18 protein-coding genes are annotated in these 26114 nt (G+C 47.1%); 7 read left to right on the plus strand and 11 right to left on the minus strand.

Translation table 11 applies throughout. From position 1 onward, the window contains the following. The first annotated feature begins 96 nt into the window (after positions 1-96). Positions 97-1992 carry an AAA domain-containing protein gene (locus DXD78_RS13755; protein WP_034529520.1) on the plus strand — a complete coding sequence of 632 codons (1896 nt, stop codon included), beginning with the start codon at positions 97-99 and terminating at the stop codon, positions 1990-1992. A 61-nt stretch (positions 1993-2053) separates the two neighbouring features. Here DXD78_RS13755 and ilvC read toward each other — a convergent pair whose 3' ends face one another. The 5 genes from ilvC to ilvD all read right to left on the minus strand — a co-directional run bounded on the left by ilvC (position 2054) and on the right by ilvD (position 8135). Then, positions 2054-3097 (minus strand): ketol-acid reductoisomerase, encoded by a 1044-nt coding sequence (gene ilvC, locus DXD78_RS13760; protein ID WP_005833131.1) that lies wholly within the window; start codon positions 3095-3097, stop codon positions 2054-2056. 50 nt (positions 3098-3147) lie between these two features. Then, on the minus strand, positions 3148-3897 hold the full coding sequence (locus tag DXD78_RS13765) for an acyl-[acyl-carrier-protein] thioesterase (RefSeq protein WP_009037960.1): 750 nt from the start codon (positions 3895-3897) through the stop codon (positions 3148-3150). An 8-nt stretch (positions 3898-3905) separates the two neighbouring features. Next, on the minus strand, positions 3906-4457 hold the full coding sequence (gene ilvN / locus DXD78_RS13770; protein ID WP_034529517.1) for an acetolactate synthase small subunit: 552 nt from the start codon (positions 4455-4457) through the stop codon (positions 3906-3908). A 32-nt stretch (positions 4458-4489) separates the two neighbouring features. Then, positions 4490-6241, minus strand: a complete 1752-nt coding sequence (gene ilvB / locus DXD78_RS13775) for a biosynthetic-type acetolactate synthase large subunit (protein ID WP_009037958.1) — start codon at positions 6239-6241, stop codon at positions 4490-4492. 91 nt (positions 6242-6332) lie between these two features. Further along, positions 6333-8135 carry a dihydroxy-acid dehydratase gene (gene ilvD, locus DXD78_RS13780; RefSeq protein WP_034529514.1) on the minus strand — a complete coding sequence of 601 codons (1803 nt, stop codon included), beginning with the start codon at positions 8133-8135 and terminating at the stop codon, positions 6333-6335. A 489-nt stretch (positions 8136-8624) separates the two neighbouring features. Between ilvD and DXD78_RS13785 the strand changes: the two genes are divergently transcribed. After that, the gene (locus DXD78_RS13785; RefSeq protein ID WP_005833142.1) at positions 8625-9197 is read left to right on the plus strand and encodes a peptidylprolyl isomerase; all 573 of its coding nucleotides are present in this window, start codon (positions 8625-8627) and stop codon (positions 9195-9197) included. Positions 9198-9304: 107 nt separating this feature from the next. Here DXD78_RS13785 and DXD78_RS13790 read toward each other — a convergent pair whose 3' ends face one another. Together DXD78_RS13790 and DXD78_RS13795 are read right to left on the minus strand one after the other, a co-directional pair. Next, positions 9305-10585, minus strand: coding sequence for a serine dehydratase subunit alpha family protein (locus DXD78_RS13790; protein ID WP_009037955.1), 1281 nt, complete (start codon positions 10583-10585; stop codon positions 9305-9307). Between the two features lie 121 nt (positions 10586-10706). Then, complete coding sequence (locus tag DXD78_RS13795) at positions 10707-12059, minus strand: DUF4925 domain-containing protein (RefSeq protein WP_083790055.1); 1353 nt, start codon at positions 12057-12059, stop codon at positions 10707-10709. Positions 12060-12433: 374 nt separating this feature from the next. On the opposite strand from DXD78_RS13795, the gene aroC reads away from it, so the two are divergent. The 4 genes from aroC to DXD78_RS13815 are packed head-to-tail and all read left to right on the plus strand — an operon-like array spanning position 12434 to position 16539. Continuing rightward, on the plus strand, positions 12434-13510 hold the full coding sequence (gene aroC / locus DXD78_RS13800; RefSeq protein ID WP_008664052.1) for a chorismate synthase: 1077 nt from the start codon (positions 12434-12436) through the stop codon (positions 13508-13510). Positions 13511-13519: 9 nt separating this feature from the next. Then, positions 13520-14875: a dipeptidase gene (locus tag DXD78_RS13805; RefSeq protein ID WP_009037953.1), complete on the plus strand. Its 1356-nt coding sequence runs from the start codon at positions 13520-13522 to the stop codon at positions 14873-14875. A 15-nt stretch (positions 14876-14890) separates the two neighbouring features. Then, a complete protein-coding gene (locus DXD78_RS13810) occupies positions 14891-15970 on the plus strand; it encodes an anhydro-N-acetylmuramic acid kinase (RefSeq protein ID WP_009037952.1) in 1080 nt (359 codons plus the stop codon). A 14-nt stretch (positions 15971-15984) separates the two neighbouring features. Continuing rightward, the gene (locus DXD78_RS13815; RefSeq protein WP_005833149.1) at positions 15985-16539 is read left to right on the plus strand and encodes an NUDIX hydrolase; all 555 of its coding nucleotides are present in this window, start codon (positions 15985-15987) and stop codon (positions 16537-16539) included. 11 nt (positions 16540-16550) lie between these two features. Here the strand turns inward: DXD78_RS13815 and DXD78_RS13820 are convergent, their stop codons facing one another. The 3 genes from DXD78_RS13820 to mutA all read right to left on the minus strand — a co-directional run bounded on the left by DXD78_RS13820 (position 16551) and on the right by mutA (position 23146). Continuing rightward, complete coding sequence (locus tag DXD78_RS13820; RefSeq protein WP_005833152.1) at positions 16551-18740, minus strand: DNA topoisomerase 3; 2190 nt, start codon at positions 18738-18740, stop codon at positions 16551-16553. 313 nt (positions 18741-19053) lie between these two features. Continuing rightward, positions 19054-21201, minus strand: coding sequence for a methylmalonyl-CoA mutase (gene scpA / locus DXD78_RS13830; RefSeq protein WP_005833154.1), 2148 nt, complete (start codon positions 21199-21201; stop codon positions 19054-19056). A 46-nt stretch (positions 21202-21247) separates the two neighbouring features. Next, a complete protein-coding gene (mutA, locus tag DXD78_RS13835) occupies positions 21248-23146 on the minus strand; it encodes a methylmalonyl-CoA mutase small subunit (protein ID WP_009037951.1) in 1899 nt (632 codons plus the stop codon). A gap of 270 nt (positions 23147-23416) precedes the next feature. On the opposite strand from mutA, the gene DXD78_RS13840 reads away from it, so the two are divergent. Then, positions 23417-25078 (plus strand): putative transporter, encoded by a 1662-nt coding sequence (locus DXD78_RS13840; RefSeq protein WP_009037950.1) that lies wholly within the window; start codon positions 23417-23419, stop codon positions 25076-25078. A gap of 93 nt (positions 25079-25171) precedes the next feature. On the opposite strand, the gene DXD78_RS13845 is transcribed toward DXD78_RS13840, so the two are convergent. Beyond that, positions 25172-26101, minus strand: coding sequence for a RagB/SusD family nutrient uptake outer membrane protein (locus DXD78_RS13845; RefSeq protein ID WP_034529631.1), 930 nt, complete (start codon positions 26099-26101; stop codon positions 25172-25174). Positions 26102-26114: the final 13 nt, after the last annotated feature.

The raw sequence follows: 26114 nt of genomic DNA on the forward strand, positions 1-26114 counted from the left end.
TACAAATTAATATCATAAACAAATAAAAAGGCTGAATAGTTTAACAAAATAAAGCATTTTTTCCGTCGGAAGTGAAGAATGATTACCTTTGCAACCATGAAGGAACAAGATTCAAATAGTCCTATTATTCACCTCCAGCAGCAACAACTTTTGCTGCGCATGGAATACGAATACGAAAAAGAGGAATTCAAACGCCAAACCGAAAACATGGGGATTGCCCGGAAAGTGAAACGGGGACTTTGCTGGTATCCTGCCACTCCGGGACGAAGTTACTATAATTCACTGAATCAATTAGTAATAGAAATTACACACACAGAAAATACCGATATAGAACATAATTTTGAGTTCGGCCGTCCCGTATGTTTTTTCCGCCAGTCTGCCGATGGAAAAATAACCTATATGAACTTCACCGCTACCGTAAGCTATGCCGACGAGACACGGATGGTAGCGATAATGCCCGGAGCCGGTGCCGTTATGGAAGTGCAGGAAACGGACAACCTCGGCGTGCAACTTTATTTCGACGAAACATCCTATCGGACCATGTTCGAAGCCTTGGAAGATACGTTACGCTCCAAAGGCAACCGCCTGGCCGAATTGCGGGACATATTGCTGGGAACCTCGAAAGCCGGTTTCCGAGAGCTCTACCCCGTACGGTTTCCCTGGCTGAACTCCACGCAGGAGACAGCTGTAAACAAAGTGCTGTGTGCCCGCGACGTGGCCATTGTACATGGTCCTCCGGGAACCGGAAAAACGACCACCTTAGTGGAAGCCATCTACGAAACCCTGCATCGGGAACCGCAGGTACTGGTATGTGCCCAAAGCAATACCGCCGTCGACTGGATTTCGGAAAAACTTGTGGACCGTGGCGTCAATGTCCTGCGTATCGGCAATCCGACCCGTGTCAACGACAAGATGCTTTCCTTTACCTACGAGCGTCGTTTCGAGAACCATCCGCTTTATCCGGAACTGTGGAGCATCCGGAAAAATCTCCGTGAACTGGGCAGCCGTGCCCGCCGTGGCAGCTATGACGAACGCGAAGGAGTACGCAGCCGTATGAGCCGCCTGCGCGACCGCGCCACCGCATTGGAAATACAAATCAATTCAGAGCTTTTTGATGGGGCACATGTCATAGCCTCCACGCTGGTAAGCAGCAATCACCGGCTGCTGAACGGACGCCGTTTCGGCACCCTTTTCATTGATGAAGCAGCCCAGGCCTTAGAGGCTGCCTGCTGGATAGCTATCCGAAAAGCAGACCGCGTGGTATTGGCGGGTGACCACTGCCAACTTCCACCCACCATAAAATGCTACGAAGCCGCCCGTGGAGGTCTGGAACGAACATTGATGGAGAAAGTGGTGTCCAACAAACCTGCCGTTGTCTCTTTGCTGAAAGTGCAATACCGCATGCACGAGGAAATCATGAAATTTCCTTCCCAATGGTTTTATAATGGCGAGTTGGAAGCCGCTCCCGAAGTGCGTTACCGGGGCATCCTGGACTGGGATACCCCCATCCACTGGATTGACACCTCCGAAATGGATTTCAAAGAAGAATTTGTGGGAGAGACTTTCGGGCGCATTAATAAGGCGGAAGCGGACCTGCTCCTATCAGAACTGAAAATCTACATCAACCGTATCAGTGGCAACCGCATTCTGGAAGAAAAAATAGACTTCGGCATCATCTCCCCTTACAAGGCACAAGTGCAATATCTCCGCAACAAGATAAAGGCAGACGCTTCACTCAAGCCTTATCGCAGCTTGTTCACTGTAAATACGGTGGATGGCTTCCAAGGGCAAGAGCGCGATGTTATCTTCATCAGCCTTGTCCGTGCCAACGAAGAAGGGCAGATAGGATTCCTGAATGATTTAAGGAGAATGAATGTAGCCATCACCCGGGCACGTATGAAGCTGGTGATAATGGGAGAGGCAGATACGCTGAAACATCACGGTTTTTACCGGAAGCTACTGGAGTTTATTCAAAATATAGGGAATCAATAATAAAGAAATACCCCCTCCGGTAACACCGAAGAGGGTATTTCACCTATTTATATAAAGCTGATTAATTGTTTTCCGGACGAAGTTTACGAACTGTAACAGCTGTCTGCCACATTTCGCTTTCACGCAAGGCTTTCAATTCTGCATTCAGCTTCTCACGATAATCGGGTTTGGAGTTACTGTCGATAGAAATCTGAGCTTCGTTGCCCGACTTCACACTTGCATACAATTTCTGTACAACCGGCTTGATGGCATCATGAAACGGGGTCATCCAATCCAGCGCACCACGCTGTGCCGTAGTAGAACAGTTGGCATACATCCAGTCCATACCGTTCTTGGCAAACAATGGCATCAAAGATTGAGTCAACTCTTCCACTGTTTCATTGAATGCTTCAGAAGGAGTATGGCCGTTTTCGCGCAATACTTCATACTGAGCCAACAGCAATCCCTGGATAGCACCCATCAATGAACCGCGTTCACCGGTCAAGTCGGAAGTGGCTTCGCGGATGAAAGTTGTCTCGAACAAATATCCCGAACCAATACCGATACCCAGTGCAATCGTCTTGTCAAAAGCCTTACCCGTAGCATCCTGATAGACGGCATATGATGAGTTCAAGCCACGCCCTTCGAGGAACATGGTACGAAGTGAAGTACCGGAACCTTTGGGAGCAACCATAATAACATCAATATCTTTAGGAGGAACCACGCCGGTACGGTCGTTCCAGGTAATAGCAAAACCATGAGAGAAGTAAAGAGCCTTTCCGGGAGTCAAATAAGGTTTGATAGTCGGCCATACAGACATTACAGCTGCGTCAGACAACAGACACATGACGATAGTACCTTTCTGGCAAGCCTCTTCGATGCCGAACAAAGTCTCACCCGGTACCCATCCGTCAGCCACCGCCTTTTCGTATGTCTTACCCGGACGTTGTCCTACAATCACATTGAAACCGTTATCACGCAAGTTGCAAGCCTGGCCCGGGCCTTGTACGCCATAACCGATTACTGCAATTGTTTCATCTTTCAAAATCTCACGTGCTTTTTCCAAAGGAAATTCTTCGCGGGTCATTACATTCTCAATAACACCGCCAAAATTCAATTGTGCCATTTTTTGTTTTAATTTTTATTTGTGGCTTACGCCAACGTTGATAAATTTATTTATTTCTCTGTAAATATCACTTTAGAGCGACAGACCACTTCGCTGCCATTCTTTTTCACCTCCACATCGTAAACGCCCTCACCGGCATCATCCATGAACAAAGTCAACTCATCCCCATAATAGCTTTCGACTACATATGCCATTTCAAAACGACGGATGCGCTTCTCCTTATACATCTCTATCGGGAACAAATCAAGGATATGCTCGATGTAACGGATGCTGTTCACATGCCCGTTAATGTCAATATCACTGTATTTGGCTACCAAAGCAGCAACCGGTTCCTTTGAGGCCACCTTTATCCGCGAAGGTTTTTCTATCGGGCAAGGCTCATCGCAAACATAATCTACAATGCTGCCACTATGAAGAGCCAGCAAATCTGCCGGCTTACGGGTATTCATGCTAATCATCGCCCAAACGGAACGTGCATACCCAATCTTCTTGCCCTCCTTATCGATGATAGCGAAATTACGGTCTGTAAAAAGGCGATAGACATTCTCCACCCAAGTCTGAATGGAGAAATCTTCGTACTGATAAGGCATTTCATCCAGTTCGACAGCCAGACGGGACAATACCCAAGTATAATTGTCCTCGTTTAGAGTCGCGATGCCAAAACCGCGGTCGCTGGCATGGAAACCCGCACAATTCAACAAATGGTTGCCCAATACTCCCATTGTCAGCCGTCCGGTAAAGTCGACATGAAACGGTTCGGCAACAAACTTGTAGGTACCTATCTTATTGTTCTCGCTCATCATGATTCCTAGTGTTTACTTTGACGATATTTTGCTTCACGGTCCGCCAGATATTCATTGACACGCTCAAAGCAGCTGGTCGTAATGGCTACGCGACCCGAACGGACGAACTGAAGTACGCAATCCAACTGGCGCAACTCCTCATAAAGATTGGTGATTTCCTCACTCATGCCATTCTTCTCAACAATGGCAAATACAGCATTCACCTCCACAATACGGGCATTGTACTTACGGATTACTTTAGACACCTCCGGTTTTTCTTCCAGCGTAGGAGTCGTTATTTTATAGAGGGCAATCTCGTGCTGATAGATTTCATCATCCGTGAAATAATGGGCTTGCAGCACATCTATTTTCTTGGTAATCTGCTTGGTCACCTTTTCAATGGTATCCTTGTCCGTCCAAGCGGTAATGGTATATTTATGTACCCCCTTGATGGAGGAGGCCGATACATTCAAACTCTCGATGTTTATCTGCCGGCGGGTAAACACAGCCGTCACCTGATTCAGCAAACCGGCAAAGTTTTCCGAATGAACAATGATTGTATATAGTTTTTTATCCATAGATAGAGTAAATTCTTTAATTTCGCATGACTTCAGCATTCCAACAACATCTGATTGACCGAACCGCCCGGAGGTGTCATCGGCATTACATTTCCTTCTTCCTCCACACAAGCTTCGAGCAGGAATGGTCCGTCAGTCGCTATCATCTCGTCAATCGCTTTTGCCAGCTCCTCGCGGGTCATTACCCTGCGTGCAGGAATATCATATGCCGAAGCAATCTTCATATAATCCGGATTCATCATCGGAGTAAACGAATAACGACGATTGAAGAACATCGCCTGCCATTGACGAACATTGCCCAGGAAGTTATTGTTCAACAGAATCATCTTCACCGGAGCTTTTTGCTCCATGATGGTACCCAGTTCCTGCAGGTTCATCTGCAAGCCGCCGTCTCCCATGAATACGCATACCGTGCGGTCCGGACGTCCAAAAGTGGCACCGATAGCTGCCGGAAGGCCGAAGCCCATAGTACCCAGGCCACCGGAAGTAACAATGCTACGTTCCTTGCTGTATTTGAAATAACGGGCGGACATCATCTGATTCTGGCCGACATCAGTCACCAATATCGCCTCGTTATGGGTAGCCTCACTCACAGCACGCACCACCTCACCCATGCTTAGCGCTTTTCCTGCCGGATGTAATTCCGGACGGATTACCTTTTCCTCTTCCACTTCCTCGTATTGCCGGAAACTGTCAATCCATTCCTGATGGTTGGCGGGTTCCAGCAATTGGGTAACGGCAGCCAGTGTCTCTTTGCAATCTCCCAGGACAGCAACATCGGTCTTTACATTCTTATCTATTTCGGCAGGGTCAATATCAAAGTGGATAATCTTCGCCTGCTTGGCATATGTTTCCAATTTACCCGTCACACGGTCATCAAAGCGCATGCCTACGGCGATAAGGACATCACATTTATTGGTATTGATATTGGGCCCCAGGTTACCGTGCATACCAAGCATTCCTTTGTTCAACGGATGGTTCGTAGGTAATGCGGAAAGTCCCAATAAAGTGCATCCGGCAGGCATTCCGGCTTTCTCAATGAAAGCACGAAGCTCTTGCTGGGCTTCTCCCAGCTCCACGCCTTGTCCTACCAGCACCAAAGGCCGTTCCGCACCATTTATTAATTCAGCAGCCTTCCGTATGGCCTCCGGCTCCATTTCGGGAACGGGAAGATAGCTACGGACATAGTCCACCTTAGTAGGCGCATATTCTGTTTTCTCCACTTGGGCGTTTTTAGCAAAATCCAGCACGACCGGTCCCGGACGTCCGCTCTTTGCCACATAGAAAGCACGTGCCACTGCCCAGGCCACATCTTCTGCACGACGAATCTGGTAACTCCATTTCGTGATAGGCTGAGTAATGCCTACCAAGTCCACTTCTTGAAATGCATCCGTACCCAGAAAGTTCGTCCCTACCTGGCCGGCAATGACAACGATAGGCGTACTGTCAATCATGGCATCTGCAATGCCCGTGATAGTATTGGTAGCACCCGGTCCACTGGTAACCAGACAAACGCCAACCTCGCCTGATACACGTGCAAAGCCTTGTGCCGCATGGGTTGCTCCTTGTTCATGGCGAACCAAGATGTGGTTCAATTCCTTCCGGTGGTCGTATAAGGCATCGAATACCGGCATGATGCTCCCTCCCGGATAACCGAAAATGGTCTTTACTCCCTGATGCTCCAGAGAGCGCATCAATGCTTCTGCGCCTGTTATTAGAGCCTCACCCCGACCCTCTCCTTGGGAGAGGGAGGAAAAGTTACTCTTTTTATTATTATCAGCCATACTTTATCTATTCATTATATTTAAAAGCTCAATAGTAGCTTGAAAAATTTGTTTCATTCTTTCCTCCCCTCGCTTTCGGAAAGGGGGGCTTTTAATCAATCAGCCTCACAGCCCCTTTGTCAGCGGAACTCACCATACTGGCATATGCTTTCAATGCTTTGGAGACTTCACGGTTGCGGGTTACCGGAGTCATAGGGCGTGCTGCAAGCTCTTCATCCGTCAACTTCACATTGATAGAACGGTTCGGTATATCAATTTCGATAATGTCCCCATCCTTAATCTTGCCGATATTACCACCGGCAGCCGCTTCGGGAGAAACATGTCCGATACTTAGTCCGGAAGTACCACCACTGAAACGCCCGTCGGTAATCAATGCACACTCCTTACCCAGATGGCGGGATTTGATATAAGAAGTAGGATAAAGCATCTCTTGCATACCCGGTCCACCTTTCGGCCCTTCGTGAGTGATGACGACGACGTCTCCACTGACCACCTTTCCAGCCAGAATACCGTCACAAGCCGCATCTTGTGAGTCGAAGACTTTCGCCGGCCCCGTAAATTTCCAGATACTCTCGTCTACACCGGCAGTCTTGACAACGCAACCGTCCTGAGCTATATTTCCCTTCAAAACTGCCAGACCGCCATCCTTGCTGTATGCATGTTCCAAATCACGGATACAACCGGTCGCACGGTCCGTGTCGAGTTCCTTATAAGACGCATTTTGTGAACCAAGTACCAGATTGAACTTTCCGGCTGCCGCACTGGAGTATTTCTTGATTGCCTCTTTACATACATTAGAGCTGGTAATACTATACCGGTCGATTGCCTCTGCCAACGTCATTCCATCCACACGGCGGACATTCGTATCGACCAATCCGCCCTTGGCAAGCTCATCCATGATGGCAATGATGCCACCGGCACGGTTAACGTCTTGTACATGATACTTTTGGGTATTGGGAGCCACCTTGCATAAGCAGGGGGTCTTGCGGGAGAGCATGTCAATGTCGTCCATCTTAAAATCCGCTCCGGCTTCGTGAGCCACAGCCAACAAATGAAGTACCGTATTAGTGGAACCGCCCATCGCAATATCCAGCGTCATGGCATTCAAAAATGCCTCGCGGGTAGCAATACTTCGCGGGAGTACGCTCTCATCCCCTTCTTCATAATATCTAAAGGCATTCTCTACAATCAACTTGGCTGCATCCTCAAATAGTTTCTTGCGATTTTCGTGAGTGGCTACAATCGTGCCGTTACCGGGCAGTGCCAATCCAATCGCTTCATTCAGGCAATTCATGGAATTAGCGGTAAACATGCCTGAGCAGCATCCGCAAGTGGGGCAGGCATGTTGCTCAATCTGTGCCACCTCTTTATCGCCCACACTTTCATCAGCAGATTTAATCATGGCATCAATCAAATCCAAATGCTGTCCGTTCCATTCCCCGGCTTCCATCGGACCGCCTGAAACAAACACAGTCGGTATATTCAGTCTCATAGCCGCCATCAGCATCCCCGGAGTAATCTTGTCACAGTTACTGATGCAAACCATAGCATCCGCCTTATGGGCATTTACCATATACTCCACACTATCGGCAATGATATCTCTTGAAGGCAGGGAATAAAGCATACCGTCGTGTCCCATAGCGATACCGTCGTCAATGGCAATCGTATTGAACTCCGCAGCAAAACACCCCAGTTTTTCAATCTCTTCCTTTACAAACTGGCCTATTTCGTGCAGATGTACATGCCCGGGGACGAATTGTGTAAATGAATTGACTATAGCGATAATGGGCTTACCCATCTGTTCCTTCTTCATACCATTCGCCGTCCACAATGCACGGGCTCCCGCCATACGGCGACCTTGTGTGCTGAACGAGCTGCGTAACTGATGCTTCATTTTCAAATCTCCTTTTAATGAAAAAGCCTCTCCCACTATAGTGAGAAAGGCTTAATAAATTATCTTCTAACGTACGAATACATACATAACCTTTCTCACGCTCTTGATGCCACCACCACGACGCGAATAATATGCAGGACTGCCAGGTTAATAGATGTATGTAAATTCATAACTTAATTCTTCTTTTTTGTTTCAAACGTGCTGCAAAGGTAAGGGCTTTTTTATAATCTCCAAACAAATTGAAGAAAAAAATAAGATAAATATGAATAATCGTAAGAAAATATCGCCCTAAAATCCTATTTTATCACTTAACAGTTCTAAATAGAACCATTCAGACAGCCAATGTAAATGTATTGCCAATCATTGAAACCATTTAATAATCTGAAAATTACCAAAGGCTCTCTACATCCCGAAACAAATAATTCGTATCTTTGTCTCTTCAAATACTCAAAAAAAAGTATTTACTAATTAAATAAAGATAGAAAATTAATGGAAACAGTAGAAAACAAGTACATCACCGTAGCATATAAGCTGTACTCAATCGAAAACGGAGAAAAAGATTTCGAAGAAGAAGCACCCGTAGAGCATCCTTTTCAGTTTATCTCAGGTCTGGGAATGACACTCGAACCCTTTGAAGCCCAGATAAAAGACTTGCAGATAGGCGATAAATTCGACTTTACCATTCCGGCATCAGAAGCTTATGGTGAATATGACGACGACCATGTTATTGACCTCCCCAAAGAAATCTTCATGATAGAAGGAGAATTCGACAGCGACCGTGTAGTGGAAGGCGCCGTCATCCCCTTGATGACTTCTGAAGGTCAACGCATCAATGGAAGTGTAGTAGAAGTAAAGGAAGACGTAGTTGTAATGGACATGAATCATCCACTCGCAGGTTGTGATTTGAACTTTACCGGAGAAGTGGTGGAAAGCCGTCCGGCTACGAACGAAGAGCTTGCTGAAGTTGCCCGTATGATGGGTGGCGGTTGCGGCAGCTGCGGTTGTGGTGACTGTGGCGACGGATGCGGCGACCATGAATGTGGAGGCGGATGCTGCCACTAAAGAATTAAAAATTAAAGAATTAAAAATTAAAGAATCAGACTACACAGTATTAAGCATGCCGCATGGTAATTCTTTAATTTTTAATTCTTTAATTTTCAAATTCTATATTATTTACTTGTCATTATCTCCAATACCAATTTATCCGTTTCATTCATTCCTTTAGAACCGATTTTTGTCAGATTACGGATACTCTGATCCACATCCTCATCAATAATACCTTCTACGGAAGTCACACAACGGTTTTCCATGGCCATGATGGCTGAAAGCACTGCGGTTGAAACTCCGGTAGTTACTTTCAATGCACAACTGGGTTTGGCACCATCACAAATCATTCCGGTAAGATTGGCAATCATGTTCTGCACAGCATATGCCACCTGTTCATAAGTTCCTCCCATTAGCCAAGTTATACCGCAACTGGAACCCGTAGCAGCAACCACACAACCGCATAAGGCAGATAAGCGTCCCAAACTCTGCTTGATATAGATTACTGTTAAATGGCTCAACATCAAGGCACGAATCAATTCTTCTTCCGATTTTCCATTTTCTTCGGCATAGACCAGTACGGGAAGGGTAGCGGATATCCCTTGATTGCCACTGCCGGAATTGCTCATCACCGGAATCATGGCACCGGCCATACGGGCATCACATGCTCCCGAAGTGTAAGAAAGGATATGAGAGAAGACACTGTCGCCCATAATCCGGTGTTCGTAAGTGCCACGTAGGATTTTACCCAGTCCATGACCATATTCACCTTCGAAGGAACGTTCGGCGGCAGTCTTGTTCAGTCGTGCCGTATCAAGAATAAAACGAATGTCGTCTAATGGGGTTGTCATGGCGAAGTCATACACTTTGCGTAAAGTCAAGTCCAATACATCCTCCTCCTCTTCGATGCAAGAAGCGGTTTGTTTGTCCAGCAGGATATCCCCGTTGTGCGTTATATAAGTAAAGCAAGTATGTCCACCAGCAATAATGGCGGTTGCCTTGTCCGTATCGGCTTCACAGCAGACTTCTATATAAAGTTTCTCTTCTATATCGTCTTTTAAGGATATATGGATACGCTTTTCTTCTATGAAACGCTTTCCTGCCTCCACTGCATCAGGGGTACTGTCTTTCAAAACCTCCAATTGATATACCGACTTGCCTATTAAAGCGCCAAGCGCCACAGCAATCGGTAATCCAATCATCCCCGTACCAGGAATACCCACTCCCATTGCATTCTTCAGAATATTGGCACTCAGCAATACGGTTATCTTTTCGGGACGCTTATTCAACACTTCCACAGCCTTTGCTACACACAATGCTACTGCTATAGGTTCTGTACAACCAATGGCAGGGACGACCTCGTTCTTGACAAGGGCAATGATTTGCAGTCTTTCCGTTTCAGTCATATTTATTCAAATTTGATGCAGGCAAAGATAATGTATTTTATTCTATAATAAAACGAACAAAAAAATAAAAAAGAGGATTCCAAGCACAGAACCCTCTTTATAGATAAAGAAAAATCTTTTCTTATTTTTTATAAGAATTGTCACCAAGACTTATACCTAAATTGAATCTGGTAGTAACATTCCAAATTCCTTCTATTTCAGTCATTGAGTTCAAGGCAGTCAGCATCTGAATCATATTCCACAAAGGTATACTCTGTCCCCAGAATTCAATGTTCGTGTTCTTTAACAACGCATCTACATCAGGTAACATCGGATAGAGAGCAGGCATAAAAATATCAAATAAATCCTTATCCAAATAGATAGAGAGATCATTTACCGTTCTTACGAGCTCTTCCTCGTTCTTTATCTCCAATTGGGTGGTTCTATAGTTCAAGGGGAAACCATCGATTACATAGCTAATCAGCTTTTCAATATCACTATCAGAAATTTTAGAAATATCTAACTTTTTCAGCATATTATCATCTTCAAGTCCAGCCAACAACTGACCCAACAAATTCTTGATGTCAGCTCCACTCATGCTCTTCACCATTTCTATAATCTGCAAAACAGCTTCCGGAGTCATTTGAGAATCCTCAGCATCTTTCAATGCTTCGGTTACAATGGCAGGAATATTCAGCACAACATAGATATGCTCACCCTTCACATACCAATAAGCCAGATTTGTGGGAGAAGTTTTCCAAACAATGCCGTCCGTTGAAGGGAGCTGCCCCATACCGGCCATAATCATCTGATCCATAGTAATGTTTATTTCTTCTGCATAGCTGGCTACAATAGAACCATCAGCTTTGAACTCTACATCTTTCAAAAGCTGTATCATAGCCGCAGATAGGACATTCGTCCCTACTGTCGAGATATTATCCGCTGCAATCCCTGCATTACCACCTTCTCCATAAGGCGATACCCAAGTCAATCTTCCCGGAGCATAAATATTGGTTCTATCTTTAGAATCAGCATAATAAACAGCATCACACAACTGATATTTCTTCACGATATCTCCTACAAACTCCGTAGAAACCGTAACTGTAGCTTTCCCTTCTAATGTGATAGTACCCGAAACTTTCACATTCGTAGAGCTAAGCAGCACCCAAGCCGCCTTAGTAGCAGGCGTTACACTTTTCTCGCCTTGAAACTTAAAAGTACCGTCTGTCTGTTCAACAACAGTCACATTAATTTCTATTTCATCTGCACCTCTAACCACTTTATTCAACGTCAAAATACCATTCTGCGCATCGGTCATCGCTAATTTCACACTAGCATCAGAACTTGTCGGAATATTAGTTTCCAGTTCCAGATTTTCAGCTGTAATAATCTGACTAGGCACTTTCTTCCAATTTTCATCATCATCATCACTACAAGCCGTGAATAAACTCATTGAACAGATCAATGCAAATAAATAAAATAAATTCTTTTTCATACTTTTTTGAGTACTTGTTTAGTTAATAAAAAGCTTCCCAAGGGAGCTATTAATTTCCCATTTTAAATCGAAGGTGCAAAGTAACACTTTTTAAGGTTACAGTACAAGGTCTTTTCTAAAAAATAAATGTTCCTTTTTTCATCATTACGAGTGAAATTCGGATGCAGATTTCATAAAGAGTAAGCCATTTTTATAAAGAACAAGCCATTGACCAAACTCTGGCAAAGGCAGGCAACTTTATGCGGAAAAGACTTTTTATCTTATTTCCTTAAACGTTTTATGAAAAAAAGTTGTTATCTTTATAAAGTCAAAAGCATTTCTTATAAAGCGTATTGGCACATTAACCTCATATATAAACCTTTAAAGCATTTGATATGTTCAACTCATTTGGAAATATTCTCCGTCTTACCAGTTTTGGGGAATCGCACGGTAAGGGCGTGGGAGGAGTGATAGACGGATTCCCTGCAGGAATAGTCATTGATATGGATTTCGTCCAGGCAGAGCTCGACCGACGCCGCCCCGGACAGTCACGTATCACTACCGCCCGGAAAGAAGGTGATAAAGTGGAGTTCCTCTCCGGCATCTTCGAAGGAAAATCCACAGGCTGCCCCATAGGATTCATTGTATGGAACCAAAACCAACATTCTGACGATTACAATAATCTGAAAGAAGTCTACCGACCGTCACATGCCGACTATACTTATAAAGTGAAATATGGCATCCGCGACCACCGCGGAGGCGGACGTTCATCAGCCCGTGAAACAATCTCGCGTGTAGTAGCGGGTGCCCTGGCCAAATTGGCGCTGAAGCAGCTGGGTATACACATCACGGCGTACACTTCACAAGTAGGTCCTATCCGCCTTGAAGAAAATTATACCGCATACGACCTCGACCTGATAGAGACCAATCCGGTCCGCTGCCCCGACCCGGCGAAGGCAAAAGAAATGGAAGAACTCATCTTCAAGATAAAGGGAGAAGGAGATACCATCGGAGGAGTGGTGACTTGTGTCGTCAAAGGATGCCCCATCGGACTGGGACAACCCGTATTCGGTAAGCTCCATGCAGCACTTGGAGCAGCCATGCTCAGCATCAATGCAGCAAAAGCATTTGAGTATGGAGACGGTTTCAAGGGATTAAAGCAGAAAGGCTCGGAGCAGAATGATGTGTTCTACAACAATAACGGACGTATCGAGACCCGCACCAATCATTCGGGCGGTATACAAGGTGGAATCAGTAACGGGCAAGACATCTATTTCCGTGTAGCCTTCAAACCCGTGGCAACCGTACTGATGGAGCAACACACCGTGAACATTGACGGTGTAGACACCACCCTGAAAGCCCGAGGACGCCATGACCCGTGTGTATTGCCACGCGCAGTACCCATCGTGGAAGCAATGACAGCAATGACATTGTTGGATTATTACCTGATTGACAGAACAACACAACTATAATATTCACCCATGGAAATAAAGAAATACATCACCGAGAACGAGCCTAAAATGCTGGAAGACTTGTTCAGCCTCATTCGCATTCCAAGCATCAGTGCCAAACCCGAGCATCACGACGATATGCTTGCCTGCGCCGAACGCTGGGCACAGTTGCTGCTCGAAGCCGGAGCGGATGAAGCCCTCGTAATGCCCTCCAAAGGTAACCCGATTGTTTTTGGACAAAAAATCGTAGACCCGGACGCCAAGACCGTATTGGTATATGCCCACTACGACGTGATGCCAGCCGAACCTCTCGAACTTTGGAAAAGCGACCCCTTTGAACCGGAAATACGCGACGGACATATCTGGGCACGCGGTGCTGATGATGACAAAGGGCAATCTTTCATACAAGTGAAAGCGTTTGAATACCTCGTACGCAACGAACTGCTGCAAACCAACGTAAAATTCATCTTCGAAGGAGAAGAAGAAATCGGTTCGCCCAGCTTAGAAAGCTTCTGCCAGGAGCACAAAGAGTTGCTGAAAGCAGACGTCATTCTGGTTTCGGACACCAGCATGCTTGGTGCAGACCTGCCTTCACTGACCACCGGACTGCGCGGACTGGCCTATTGGGAAATAGAAGTGACCGGCCCCAACCGCGACCTGCACAGCGGTCACTTCGGCGGTGCTGTTGCCAACCCCATCAATGTGCTTTGCCAGATAATCAGCCAAGTGACGGACGCAGAGGGACGTATCACCGTACCGGGCTTCTATGACGATGTGGAAGAAGTTCCCCAAGCCGAGCGCGACATGATAGCCCGCATTCCTTTCGACGAAGAGAAATACAAAAAGGCTATCCATGTAAAAGCACTTTTCGGAGAGAAAGGTTACAGTACGCTGGAACGTAATAGTTGCCGTCCGTCTTTCGACGTATGCGGCATCTGGGGCGGATATACGGGTGAAGGGTCCAAGACCGTGCTCCCATCCAAGGCATACGCCAAGGTATCCTGCCGGTTGGTTCCCCACCAGGACCACCACAAGATATCCCGGCTCTTTGCCGACTACATTCTGGACATAGCGCCGGATTCAGTACAGGTAAAAGTCACTCCGATGCATGGAGGCCAAGGATATGTATGTCCCATCACCCTACCCGCCTACCAAGCCGCCGAAAAAGGTTTTGAAAAAGCTTTTGGAAAGAAACCGCTGGCAGTGCGTCGGGGTGGAAGTATCCCCATCATCTCCACTTTCGAGCAAGTACTGGGCATCAAAACCATTCTGATGGGCTTCGGGCTCGAATCCAACGCCATCCACTCACCTAATGAGAATATACCGTTGGACATCTTCCGTAAAGGAATAGAAGCTGTTGTCGAATTCTACCTCAATTATAAATAAAACAAGAAAATCAGGATGAAAGACTTCCAAATTCAAGCCATCGGCCTGATGTCCGGCACTTCCCTTGACGGGCTGGACGTATGTTGTTGCACTTTCCGGCAGCAAGCCGGAAAATGGTCTTTCCACATAGACTGTGCAAAAGGCTATAGCTACCCCGACGCCATGAAGCAGATATTGGGTACCGGTGCACAGACAATGAGTGCTTTGGAGTTCATCACTTTCCACAGCTCCTATGGAAAGTTTCTCGGTGAACGTGTCAACGAGTTCATGCAAGAATTTGGAGTCCACCCCGATATTATCGCCTCCCACGGGCATACCATCTTCCATGAGCCTCAAAAGAGAATCATGTACCAAATAGGTGACGGAGCCGCCATTGCCGCTGAAACCCGTATACCTACCGTTTCGGATTTCCGGCGGCTGGACATCATGCTGGGTGGGCAGGGCGCTCCACTCGTACCTATTGGCGACCGGTTGCTTTTTGCCGACTACGACTTCTGTTTGAATATCGGCGGTTTCTCCAACATCTCATTCGAGCAGGACGAGCGGCGCATCGCTTTTGACATCAGTCCGGTGAATTACGTCATCAACCATTACTGCCGGCAAATAGGATTGGAATTTGACCGTGACGGCGAGATAGCACGGCAAGGCAACATCTGCCAAGAACTGCTGGACGAACTGAACGGAATGGATTTCTACCATCAGTCCGGACCGAAGTCATTGGGACGGGAGTGGGTGGAAACGCTGGTATATCCCATGCTCGAGCGTTATGGCTTGAGTATGGAGAATATGCTACGTACCTTTTACGAGCATGCCGCCTGGCAAATATCACGCATCATCACCGCCCGCCCCTTGCCCGATGGTAACGGAAAACTGCTGATTACCGGCGGAGGTGCATTCAACAAGTTCCTCATAGAACGTATCGACGCCTTGTGTCCGTGTGAAATCGTGATTCCCAGCCGGCAAATCATAGAATACAAGGAAGCCCTAATCTTTGCTTTCCTGGGTGCCCTCTATATGGCGGACACACCCGGATGCCTCGCCTCGGTGACGGGAGCCACGACAGATAATATCGGAGGGATGCTGTTTAAAATATAGTCAATTTTACCATTATGGAAAAATCAAAAGACACCTGGACCGTCTTATCCAGCGAATACCTTCATCGGGCTCCGTGGCTCACTGTGCGTAAGGACCATGTAGTGCTGCCCAACGGCAACCACATCCCCTCCTATTATATATTGGAATATCCAAACTGGGTGAATACCATCGCCATCACCCGTAATGGACAATTTGTCTTTATCCGCCAATACCGGCATGGCATACAAGAAACGTCCTATGAGCTCTGTGCAGGGGTATGCGAAGAAGAGGACGGCTCTCCGATGGTTTCCGCACAACGGGAACTTTTGGAAGAAACCGGCTATGGAAACGGAGTATGGAAAGAGTTCATGCAAATCTCTCCCAATCCAAGTACCCACACCAACATTACCTACTGTTTCCTGGCTACGGACGTGGAGAAAATCTCCGAGCAACACTTGGAAGATACGGAGAACCTGACCGTACACCTGCTTTCCTTGCAGGAGGTCAAGGACTTGCTGCAACAAGGAAGCATCCGCCAGGCGCTGATGGCTGCTCCCCTCTGGAAATACATGGCGGAGAGAATTATTTAATGTGATTACCCTTATTCAAACGGCTTGCGGAATGTACATCCGGATTTCCATTCGGAACAACCGTAAGCCGTTTTCCCCTTGATAACGGTACCTTTTCCGCAAAGCGGACAAGGCTGGCCGACGAAGTCATCAGCTTGTACGGAAGCCTCCGTACTTGAAGCTGCCACAGCGCCCGAAGCCTGCTCCGTCTTTTTACCTGCGGCGGCAGACTTTCTCGGTGTTCTTTTCTTCGGCTCCTTTTTCGGCTTATCGGCAGCCTCTGTCTTGGCAGAAACCTTACTGCCCTTTTCGGGAGCAGGCGCTTGGATGGTGATGTGGCGGTTGCTGTTATCAGAAAGTACACTCATCACGACTTCCGATACCATCTGCTTCAATTCTTCCAAGAATTGTCCGGCATTATATGTCCGCCTTTCTATCTCACGTAGCTTTTTCTCCCAGATACCGGTCAGTTCCGCCGACTTCAACAGCTCCTCATGGATAATCTGTATCAGCTCCACACCGGTAGGGGTGGCTATCAGGTTCTTCTTTTCCTTGCGGATATAGTTTCGCTTGAACAGCGTCTCGATGATGGCTGCACGGGTAGATGGACGACCGATACCGTTTTCCTTCAGCGCATCACGCAGTTCGTCGTTATCCACCAGCTTGCCCGCCGTTTCCATAGCACGCAGCAGGGTGGCTTCCGTATAAGGCCGGGGCGGCTGCGTCCACTTCTCATACAAATCGGGGACGTGCGGTCCGCTTTCTCCTTTCACAAAAGCCGGAAGCACATTCTCCTCTTCTCCCTTCTCCTCTTTCTCCTCCTGCGATTGTGCCGAGGGGATGCCGAAGATAATACGCCAACCCGGTTCCAGAATCTGCTTGCCGGTAGCCTTGAACTCTATGCTCTCTACCTCGCCCAATACGGTGGTAGTGGCAAACTTACAATCGGGATAGAATACAGCAATGAAACGGCGTGCTATCAAATCGAATACGCGACGCTCCATATCCGTCAGATTCTGCGGATGCTGACCGGTAGGAATAATGGCGTGGTGGTCTGTTACCTTCGAGTTATCGAAAACCTTTTTGGACTTCAACAATGCAGTTCCTGTCAAAGGGGCTGTAAATGTCTCGTAATCACGCAGACCTTTCAAGATGCCGGGGCATTTGGGATAGATGTCATCACTCAAATAGGTAGTGTCTACACGTGGATAGGTAGCCACTTTCTTCTCATACAAAGACTGGATGATTTTCAGCGTCTCATCAGCGGAATAGGCAAACTTCTTGTTACATTCCACTTGCAAAGAAGTCAAGTCAAACAAGCGGAGTGGCGCCTCCCTCCCCTCTTTCTTGGTGACATCCGTCACGGTAAAAAGAGAATTCTTAATCTGGTCCAATAAAACAAGCCCACGTTCGCGGTCGGTAATGGGGTCGATACCCCGATTCTCTTCTTCTTTTTTAGGTTTCTTCCCGGCAGCTATAGCCTCTTTCTGCTTCTCGGCTTCCAATACCAGTTCCTCCTCACTTTTCCGGAGGATGGTGGAGAAAGTGGTATCTCGATAGACGGTCTTCAGTTCCCAGTATTGCTTGGGAACAAAATTCTGTATTTCCAACTGACGGTTTACAATCAGCGCCAGTGTCGGCGTTTGCACACGGCCGATAGAAAGTACCTGCCGGTTCTGCCCATACTTCATGGTGTAGAGGCGGGTGGCATTCATCCCGAGCAGCCAGTCGCCAATGGCACGCGACAAGCCTGCTTCGTACAAAGGCTGGAAATCCGACGCATCGCGCAGCTTGGCAAAGCCCTCACGGATGGCTTCCTCTGTCAATGAAGATATCCAAAGACGTTTCACCGGGCAACGTGCCCCGGCTTTCTGCATCACCCAGCGCTGTATCAATTCTCCTTCCTGCCCGGCATCACCGCAGTTTATAATCATATCGGCATGTTGCATGAGGTTCTCTATCGTATGGAACTGGCGCTCGTATGTGGGATTGCTAATCAGCTTAATGCCGAAACGGGGAGGTATCATGGGGAGGCTTCCCAAACTCCATGACTTCCAGTTAGGGGTATATTCATGCGGCTCCTTCAGCGTACAAAGATGGCCGAATGTCCAGGTCACCTGGTATCCGTTTCCTTCGATGTATCCGTCCTTCTTTTCTTTCGCTCCCAATACATCGGCTATGTCACGCGCCACAGAGGGCTTTTCGGCAATACAAACTATCATTCGTTATTCTTTTAGCGGGACAAAGGTAATAAAAAGGGGGCAAGAACGAAACTATAAGCAAGAAACGATAACATAGACCAGGTGATTTTTCTCCCCCAAAGCTGACGTACGGACATAAAAAAAGGAGTACCGCTGTACTCCAACCTTTGTTAACCTTAAATCTAATACTATGAAAAACACATTGCAAAGATACGGACTTCTGATAAATCTGCAAATTATCCAACTAAAAAAGTATGTTCTATAACACAGATTAAGAAAAAGGGACGGATATGTAAACACATACCGTCCCTCTTTTAACATTTAACGTGTCGGATTATTCTTCATCCAACAAGATTTCCAATATCTGGCAAGCAGCCTTGGCAACCGGAGTACCGGGGCCAAAGATGGCAGCTACACCTGCCTTGTAAAGGAAGTCATAGTCTTGTGCGGGAATTACACCACCGGCAATCACTACGATATCCTCGCGTCCCAACTTCTTGAGCTCTTCGATAATCTGCGGAACCAATGTCTTGTGTCCGGCAGCCAATGAAGAAACCCCTACTACATGAACGTCGTTCTCAACCGCTTCACGGGCAGCCTCGGCCGGTGTCTGGAACAAGGGTCCCATATCCACATCGAAGCCACAGTCGGCATATCCGGTTGCAACAACCTTGGCACCGCGGTCGTGACCGTCCTGGCCCATCTTGGCTACCATGATACGAGGCTGACGTCCCTCTTTCTTCGCAAACTTCTCCGCCAATTCACAAGCACGGTGGAAGTCGCTGTCATTCTTACTTTCTGATGAATACACGCCTGATATAGTTCTAATTACTGCTTTATAACGTCCTACAATCTTTTCGCAAGCATAAGAGATTTCCCCCAAAGTGGCACGGACACGGGCTGCCTCGACTGCCAGTTCCAGCAAGTTTCCCTTACCGGTCTTTACACATTCAGTAATAGCCTCCAATGCCTTGTCCACTTCCGCCTGGTTACGTCCTTCCTTCAGACGCTTCAGGTTCTCAATCTGTTCCTGACGGACAGCCGTATTGTCGATTTCAAGAATATCAATCGGAGCTTCTTTCTCCAGACGATACTTGTTCACGCCGACAATGGTCTGCGAACCGCTATCGATACGGGCTTGTGTACGTGCAGCAGCCTCTTCGATACGCATCTTGGGAATACCGGTTTCGATGGCTTTTGCCATACCGCCCAGCTTCTCTACTTCCTGAATCAATTCCCAAGCCTTGTGAGCCAACTCATTAGTCAAACTTTCCACATAATAAGAGCCACCCCATGGGTCTACATTCTTGCAAATGTAAGTTTCTTCCTGAATATAAATCTGCGTATTACGTGCAATACGTGCAGAGAAATCCGTCGGCAAGGCAATAGCCTCGTCAAGAGCATTGGTATGCAGTGACTGAGTATGTCCCAATGCAGCAGCCATCGCCTCGATACAAGTACGGCCCACATTGTTGAACGGGTCTTGCTCTGTCAGCGACCAGCCGGAAGTCTGGGAGTGCGTACGCAAAGCCAGCGACTTCGGATTCTTCGGGTTGAACTGCTTCACAATCTTTGCCCACAACATACGTGCGGCACGCATTTTGGCAATTTCCATAAAGTGGTTCGTTCCGATGGCCCAGAAGAAAGAGAGACGCGGTGCGAAAGCATCGATGTCAATACCCGCAGCCGTTCCGGCACGCAGATATTCCAAACCGTCTGCCAGGGTGTAAGCCAACTCGATGTCTGCCGTAGCACCCGCTTCCTGCATGTGGTAGCCGGAGATGGAGATAGAGTTGAACTTAGGCATTTTCTGGGAAGTATATTCAAAGATGTCAGAGATAATCTTCATAGAGAATGCAGGCGGGTAGATATAGGTATTACGCACCATGAATTCCTTCAAGATATCGTTCTGGATAGTACCAGCCATTTCTTCCAACTTGGCACCCTGCTCCAGACCTGCGTTGATGTAGAATGCCATAACAGGAAGTACGGCACCGTTCATAGTCATAGAGACGGACATCTTGTTCAAAGGAATTCCATCGAACAACACCTTCATATTCTCCAAGGAACAGATAGATACACCTGCCTTACCAACGTCACCCACTACACGTTCGTGGTCGGGGTCGTAGCCACGGTGAGTGGCCAAGTCGAAAGCTACGGACAAACCTTTCTGTCCGGAAGCCAAATTACGACGGTAAAAGGCATTTGATTCTTCCGCTGTGGAAAAGCCTGCATACTGGCGGATGGTCCAAGGACGCAACGTATACATCACCGAGTACGGACCACGCAGATAAGGAGGAAGCCCGGCAGCATAGCCCAAGTGTTCCATTCCCTCAAGGTCTTCTTTTGTATAAACAGGCTTCACCTCAATGTGTTCCGGCGTTTTCCAATCAGCATGGATGCCGTTAGCCTTTTGCCACTCAGCACCGTTGACGGGCTGAAAAGCGGCATATATATCTAAGTTTTTAAAATCTTTTCGCATCATGTTATTTACGATTTGACGATTTACGATTTACGATTGAAGTTGCTTACTTCAAAAGTTTGGCGTTGAATTCTTTTAATGTCTCTAATACGTTGACACGGACATGGATAAAGTTCTCGATACCGGCAGCCTTCAAGTCGTCCATGCAAGCAGGAGCACCGGCTACGATAAACATGGCACGGCCATTCAGAGCCTTGAAGGCAGGAACAGCATATTCTGCATATTCATCATCACTTGAACACAATACCACGATGTCGGCCTTGGCAGCCATAGCTGCTTCTATACCTTCTTCTACGGTGGGGAAACCGAGGTTATCCACAACTTCGTATCCGGCACAAGCCAGAAAGTTGCAAGAGTACTGTGCACGTGCCTGGCGCATGGCCAGATTACCGATAGTCAGCATAAACGCTTTCGGGCGTTTGCCGGAAGCCTCTGTTTCGAGACGCAACGCTTCAAATTCACTGGCAGCACGGTCAAAGTTCAGTGTCGGAACATCTTTTTCGCAGGTATGTCCGCCGCCGCAACAGCAAGTAGCCTCAACCGGTTTCTTATCTCCCGCCTTTTCATTAAAGTTGGGGAACTGGTTGGTACCCAGCAACACTTCCTTACGCTTGGCGACTGCAGCATGACGGGCCTTGTTGCTTTCGTTTACGGCAGCCTGCACTTTTCCGGCTTTCACGGAAGCATAGAAACCACCGTCTTCTTCTACAGTGAGGAAGAGGTCCCAAGCCTGCTTGGCAATAGAGACGGTCAAATTCTCAATATAGTAAGAACCTGCAGCTGGGTCAATAACTTTATCGAAGTGCGATTCTTCTTTCAACAGCAGTTGTTGGTTACGCGCCATACGCTCAGAGAATTCGTTAGGAGCATCATAAGTCTTGTCGAACGGAGTAACCGTCATTGAGTCAACGCCGGCAAGGGCGGCACTCATCGCCTCAGTCTGCGTACGCAACAAGTTTACGTGTGCATCAAACAAAGTCAAGTTGAATGAAGAAGTTTCCGCATGAATCTTCATCTTGGCTGCACAGCGGCATTCGTTATCCTTACCCTTGTTGTCGCAGTCGCGCAGACACTCGGGACTGTAAGAAGCCACAATATTAGCCCACAGCATACGTGCAGCGCGGAATTTGGCTATTTCAAGGAAGTAGTTGGAACTGATACCGAAATTGAACTTAATCTTCTTGGCTACCATTGCAGCCGGCAGACCGGCATCAACCAGCTGATTCATATATTCATTACCCCAAGCCAAAGCATAACCCAGTTCCTGAAAAATATAAGAACCCGCATTGTTTAATGTCAACGCGTTCACATTCAATACACGGTATTTCGGAAGGGAAGCGGTAGCCTCGAGCAGCGCCTTGGCTGTTGCCACCATATCACCTTTTTCTTTACCTTTGGCCAGCATTTTGTTGAAGTAGTCATAGTTGATGGAGCCCTGCAATTTCGTCAAGTCATAATCCTTCTTCTGGAAATAAGCGACAAGAAGTTCTGCAAGTTCCACCACATGCCCCTGGCAGGTAGAGAAATTCAACTCGACACATTCCGCGCAGATATCTTTCAACAAAGTTTCAATATACTCTGCGTTCAATTCCTTGGCCTTTACATGGAAAGAGAGTGAATCTACACCTTTATTCAAAATATCCAACGCCTTGGCATTGGCCTCTTTGGGGCATTCCACTTTGATTTCCTGACGCACAAGCCATTCATTGTTGTCTTTCTTGGTACCTCTGAGATAAGGAAACTCGCCGGGAAGGGCATCTGTCGTCTTCAAACCTTCCAGGTCCTCCATACGGTAGAAAGGTTTCACCTTAAATCCTTCGTTTGTCTTCCAAACGAGCTTCTTCTCGAAATCCGCCCCTTTCAGGTCTGCGGTAACTTTCTCCATCCACTGCTCAGTGGAAACGGGAGAAAAGTCGGAGAAGAGTTTTTCTTTACTGTCTGCCATAGTTTATTTAAAATTTAAATAGATGAATACTATTCATTTTTGTCATCAAGAGACTTGCAAATATAAACAAATACTTAGAACAAAATCTTTTTTTAGAGAAAATTGCACTTACAGATGACTCCGTGTCCATACGGATTCAGCGTATTCACCGGAAGCATACTCTACTTTTGCAAAGTTGATATAGCAAAAAGTACCACAAAGCCTTTGCTACCTCCTTTTTATTAAGTAATTTTGCGCGAAATTTAAAAAACGACATATTAATAAGGTACTATGAATTGGTTAGAAAGCTTGCTATGGGACCCTTCATCTGTCGCTCACATCGTTTGTTTGTATGCATTCGTAATATCTGTGGGCGTATTGCTGGGTAAGATTAAGATTTTCGGGGTATCGTTGGGGGTTACATTCGTCCTCTTTGCCGGTATCCTGATGGGCCATTTTGGCTTCACGGGCGAAACACACATTTTGCATTTCATCCGCGAATTCGGTTTGATTTTATTTGTATTCTGTATCGGTCTGCAAGTCGGGCCCTCCTTCTTCTCTTCCTTTAAGAAAGGGGGTATGCGGCTGAACATGCTTGCTGTCGGCATCGTATTGCTGAATATCGCAGTAGCATTGAGCATCTACTTCATTGACGGAGGAATAGACTTGCCAATGATAGTAGGTATTCTCTATGGTGCCGTAACCAATACTCCGGGTCTGGGTGCCGCACAAGAAGCCCTGAACCAGATAAACTATACGGGAGACCCCATTGCACTGGGATATGCCTGCGCCTATCCGCTTGGTGTGGTAGGTATCATAGGTTCCATCATAGCCATCCGCTATATCTGCCGGGTGAACCTCAAGAAAGAGGAACAGGAACTCAACACGCAGGAAGCCGATGTTAAGCATCAGCCGCACATGCTTCACCTCGAAGTACGCAATGAATCAATTTCCGGAAAGACCCTGCTCCAGATAAAGGATTTCCTGGGACGTCCGTTTGTATGTTCGCGCATACGCCACGAGGGGCACGTCAGTATCCCCAATCATGAAACAATATTCCACGTAGGAGACCAGCTCTTCATCGTATGTTCCGAAGAAGATGCCGAAGCGGTGGCTGCCTTTATCGGAAAAGAAATACACGTAGACTGGGAAAAGCAGGACACTCCGATGGTTTCCCGCCGTATCCTCGTCACCAAGTCCGAAATCAATGGCAAGAAGTTGGGAAGCCTCCACTTCCGCAGCATGTACGGTGTAAATGTAACCCGTATCAACCGTTCGGGTATGGACTTGTTTGCCGATCCCAATCTGGTACTTCAGGTAGGTGACCGCGTAATGGTGGTCGGCCAGCAGGATGCCGTAGAACGTGTAGCCGGCGTATTGGGTAATCAGTTGAAACGTTTGGACACTCCGAATATCGTAACTATTTTTGTGGGAATCTTTTTGGGAATCCTGCTGGGTAGTCTACCTATCACATTCCCGGGTATGCCGACACCGGTTAAGTTAGGTTTGGCTGGTGGTCCGCTGGTAGTGGCCATCCTCATCGGACGTTTCGGTCACAAAATGCATCTTGTGACATACACCACCATGAGTGCCAACTTGATGTTGCGTGAAATCGGTATCGTGCTCTTCCTTGCCAGCGTCGGCATAGAAGCCGGTGAGCATTTTGTGCAGACCGTGGTAGAAGGCAGCGGATTGCTGTATGTGGGATATGGTTTCCTGATAACCGTTATTCCTTTGTTGATAATCGGTATGATTTCCCGCTTCTACTGCAAGGTGAACTACTTCACGTTAATGGGTCTGATTGCCGGTAGTAACACAGACCCTCCTGCATTGGCATATGCCAACCAGACATCGGGCAATGACGCTCCGGCAGTAGGTTATTCTACAGTATATCCGTTGACTATGTTCCTGCGTATCTTGGCGGGGCAGATGATATTGCTGACAATGATGTAATAGGAAATGCAATAACCTCCTTAAAATAAAACCTCCGGTCTTTTCAAAACTATAATATGAAAAGACCGGAGGTTTTATTTTGAAGATTATCCATCAACGGCAACGATCAAAGAAAGATTCTATCGCCTCCTTATCCACAAAGTAGCCTTTCACCCCGCATACCATGCGGTTGTTCATAAGCAACCCTTCATACCCATTCCGGTCCACATCCAGCACCTCCTTCTGATAGGTTTCTGAAACGGTATGCGCCTTTTCGTCAGCAGGCAATTGCTGGTAAGTACCAATGTACCAATTGCCGTCAAACAGATTGTTTGTAGAGCTTATCATAGAGAATCTGCTTGCCTCGGCAGCATAGAAAGTATTCTGTTTGAAAAACGTGTCATCGGCCAAACCATCCCAAGAATCGGAAGTAATCATCGTACGGTCCACGTTAGCAGCCAGCTTTGCATTGGCATGAATAATATTGTGTTCTACCAGCGTATGTTTCGCAGGACCGGCAACATGTATGCTCGGCGAAAACATCCCTGCACGGGTTTCTTTGGGACGAATACCATCGCCGATACTGATATTATAGCGTACCACGTAGAAGTCCTGCCCATTGTCCCAGGAGTTACCGGTGTCCTTAGGGTCGAAATATTTCATGACGTAGACCATGGACAAAGAAGCGGCTGCGCCACCGTACCAATTGCCTTCCCCGCCCTTGCCGTTCCACGACATGCCGGGTACAAACAAAGTGCTGTAAAGCCGTGGGTCACGGTTGGCAAAATGGGCGGCATTGGGGCGCGTCACATCCAATGCTCCATTGTTCATTTCCCCGTAGTTACGGTCGGTCACCGGAGTACCGTCCGTCAGGTAATAGTCATCCACCAGGTTTAGTGTACCATTCATTGATTCGATAGGAGTATTCCAGTGTGCATTGAAAGACATCCGGTCCACACTTGCCGAAGTCTCGGAACTTCCGTATACCTTTATACCCGGCAGAAAGAACACCCACAACAGTAAGAGGAATCTCAATCGTGACATACCGAGCACTCAG

Origin of the sequence: Bacteroides sp. D20 (assembly GCF_003436255.1) — a bacterium.
Classification (GTDB): Bacteria; Bacteroidota; Bacteroidia; order Bacteroidales; family Bacteroidaceae; genus Bacteroides; species Bacteroides uniformis.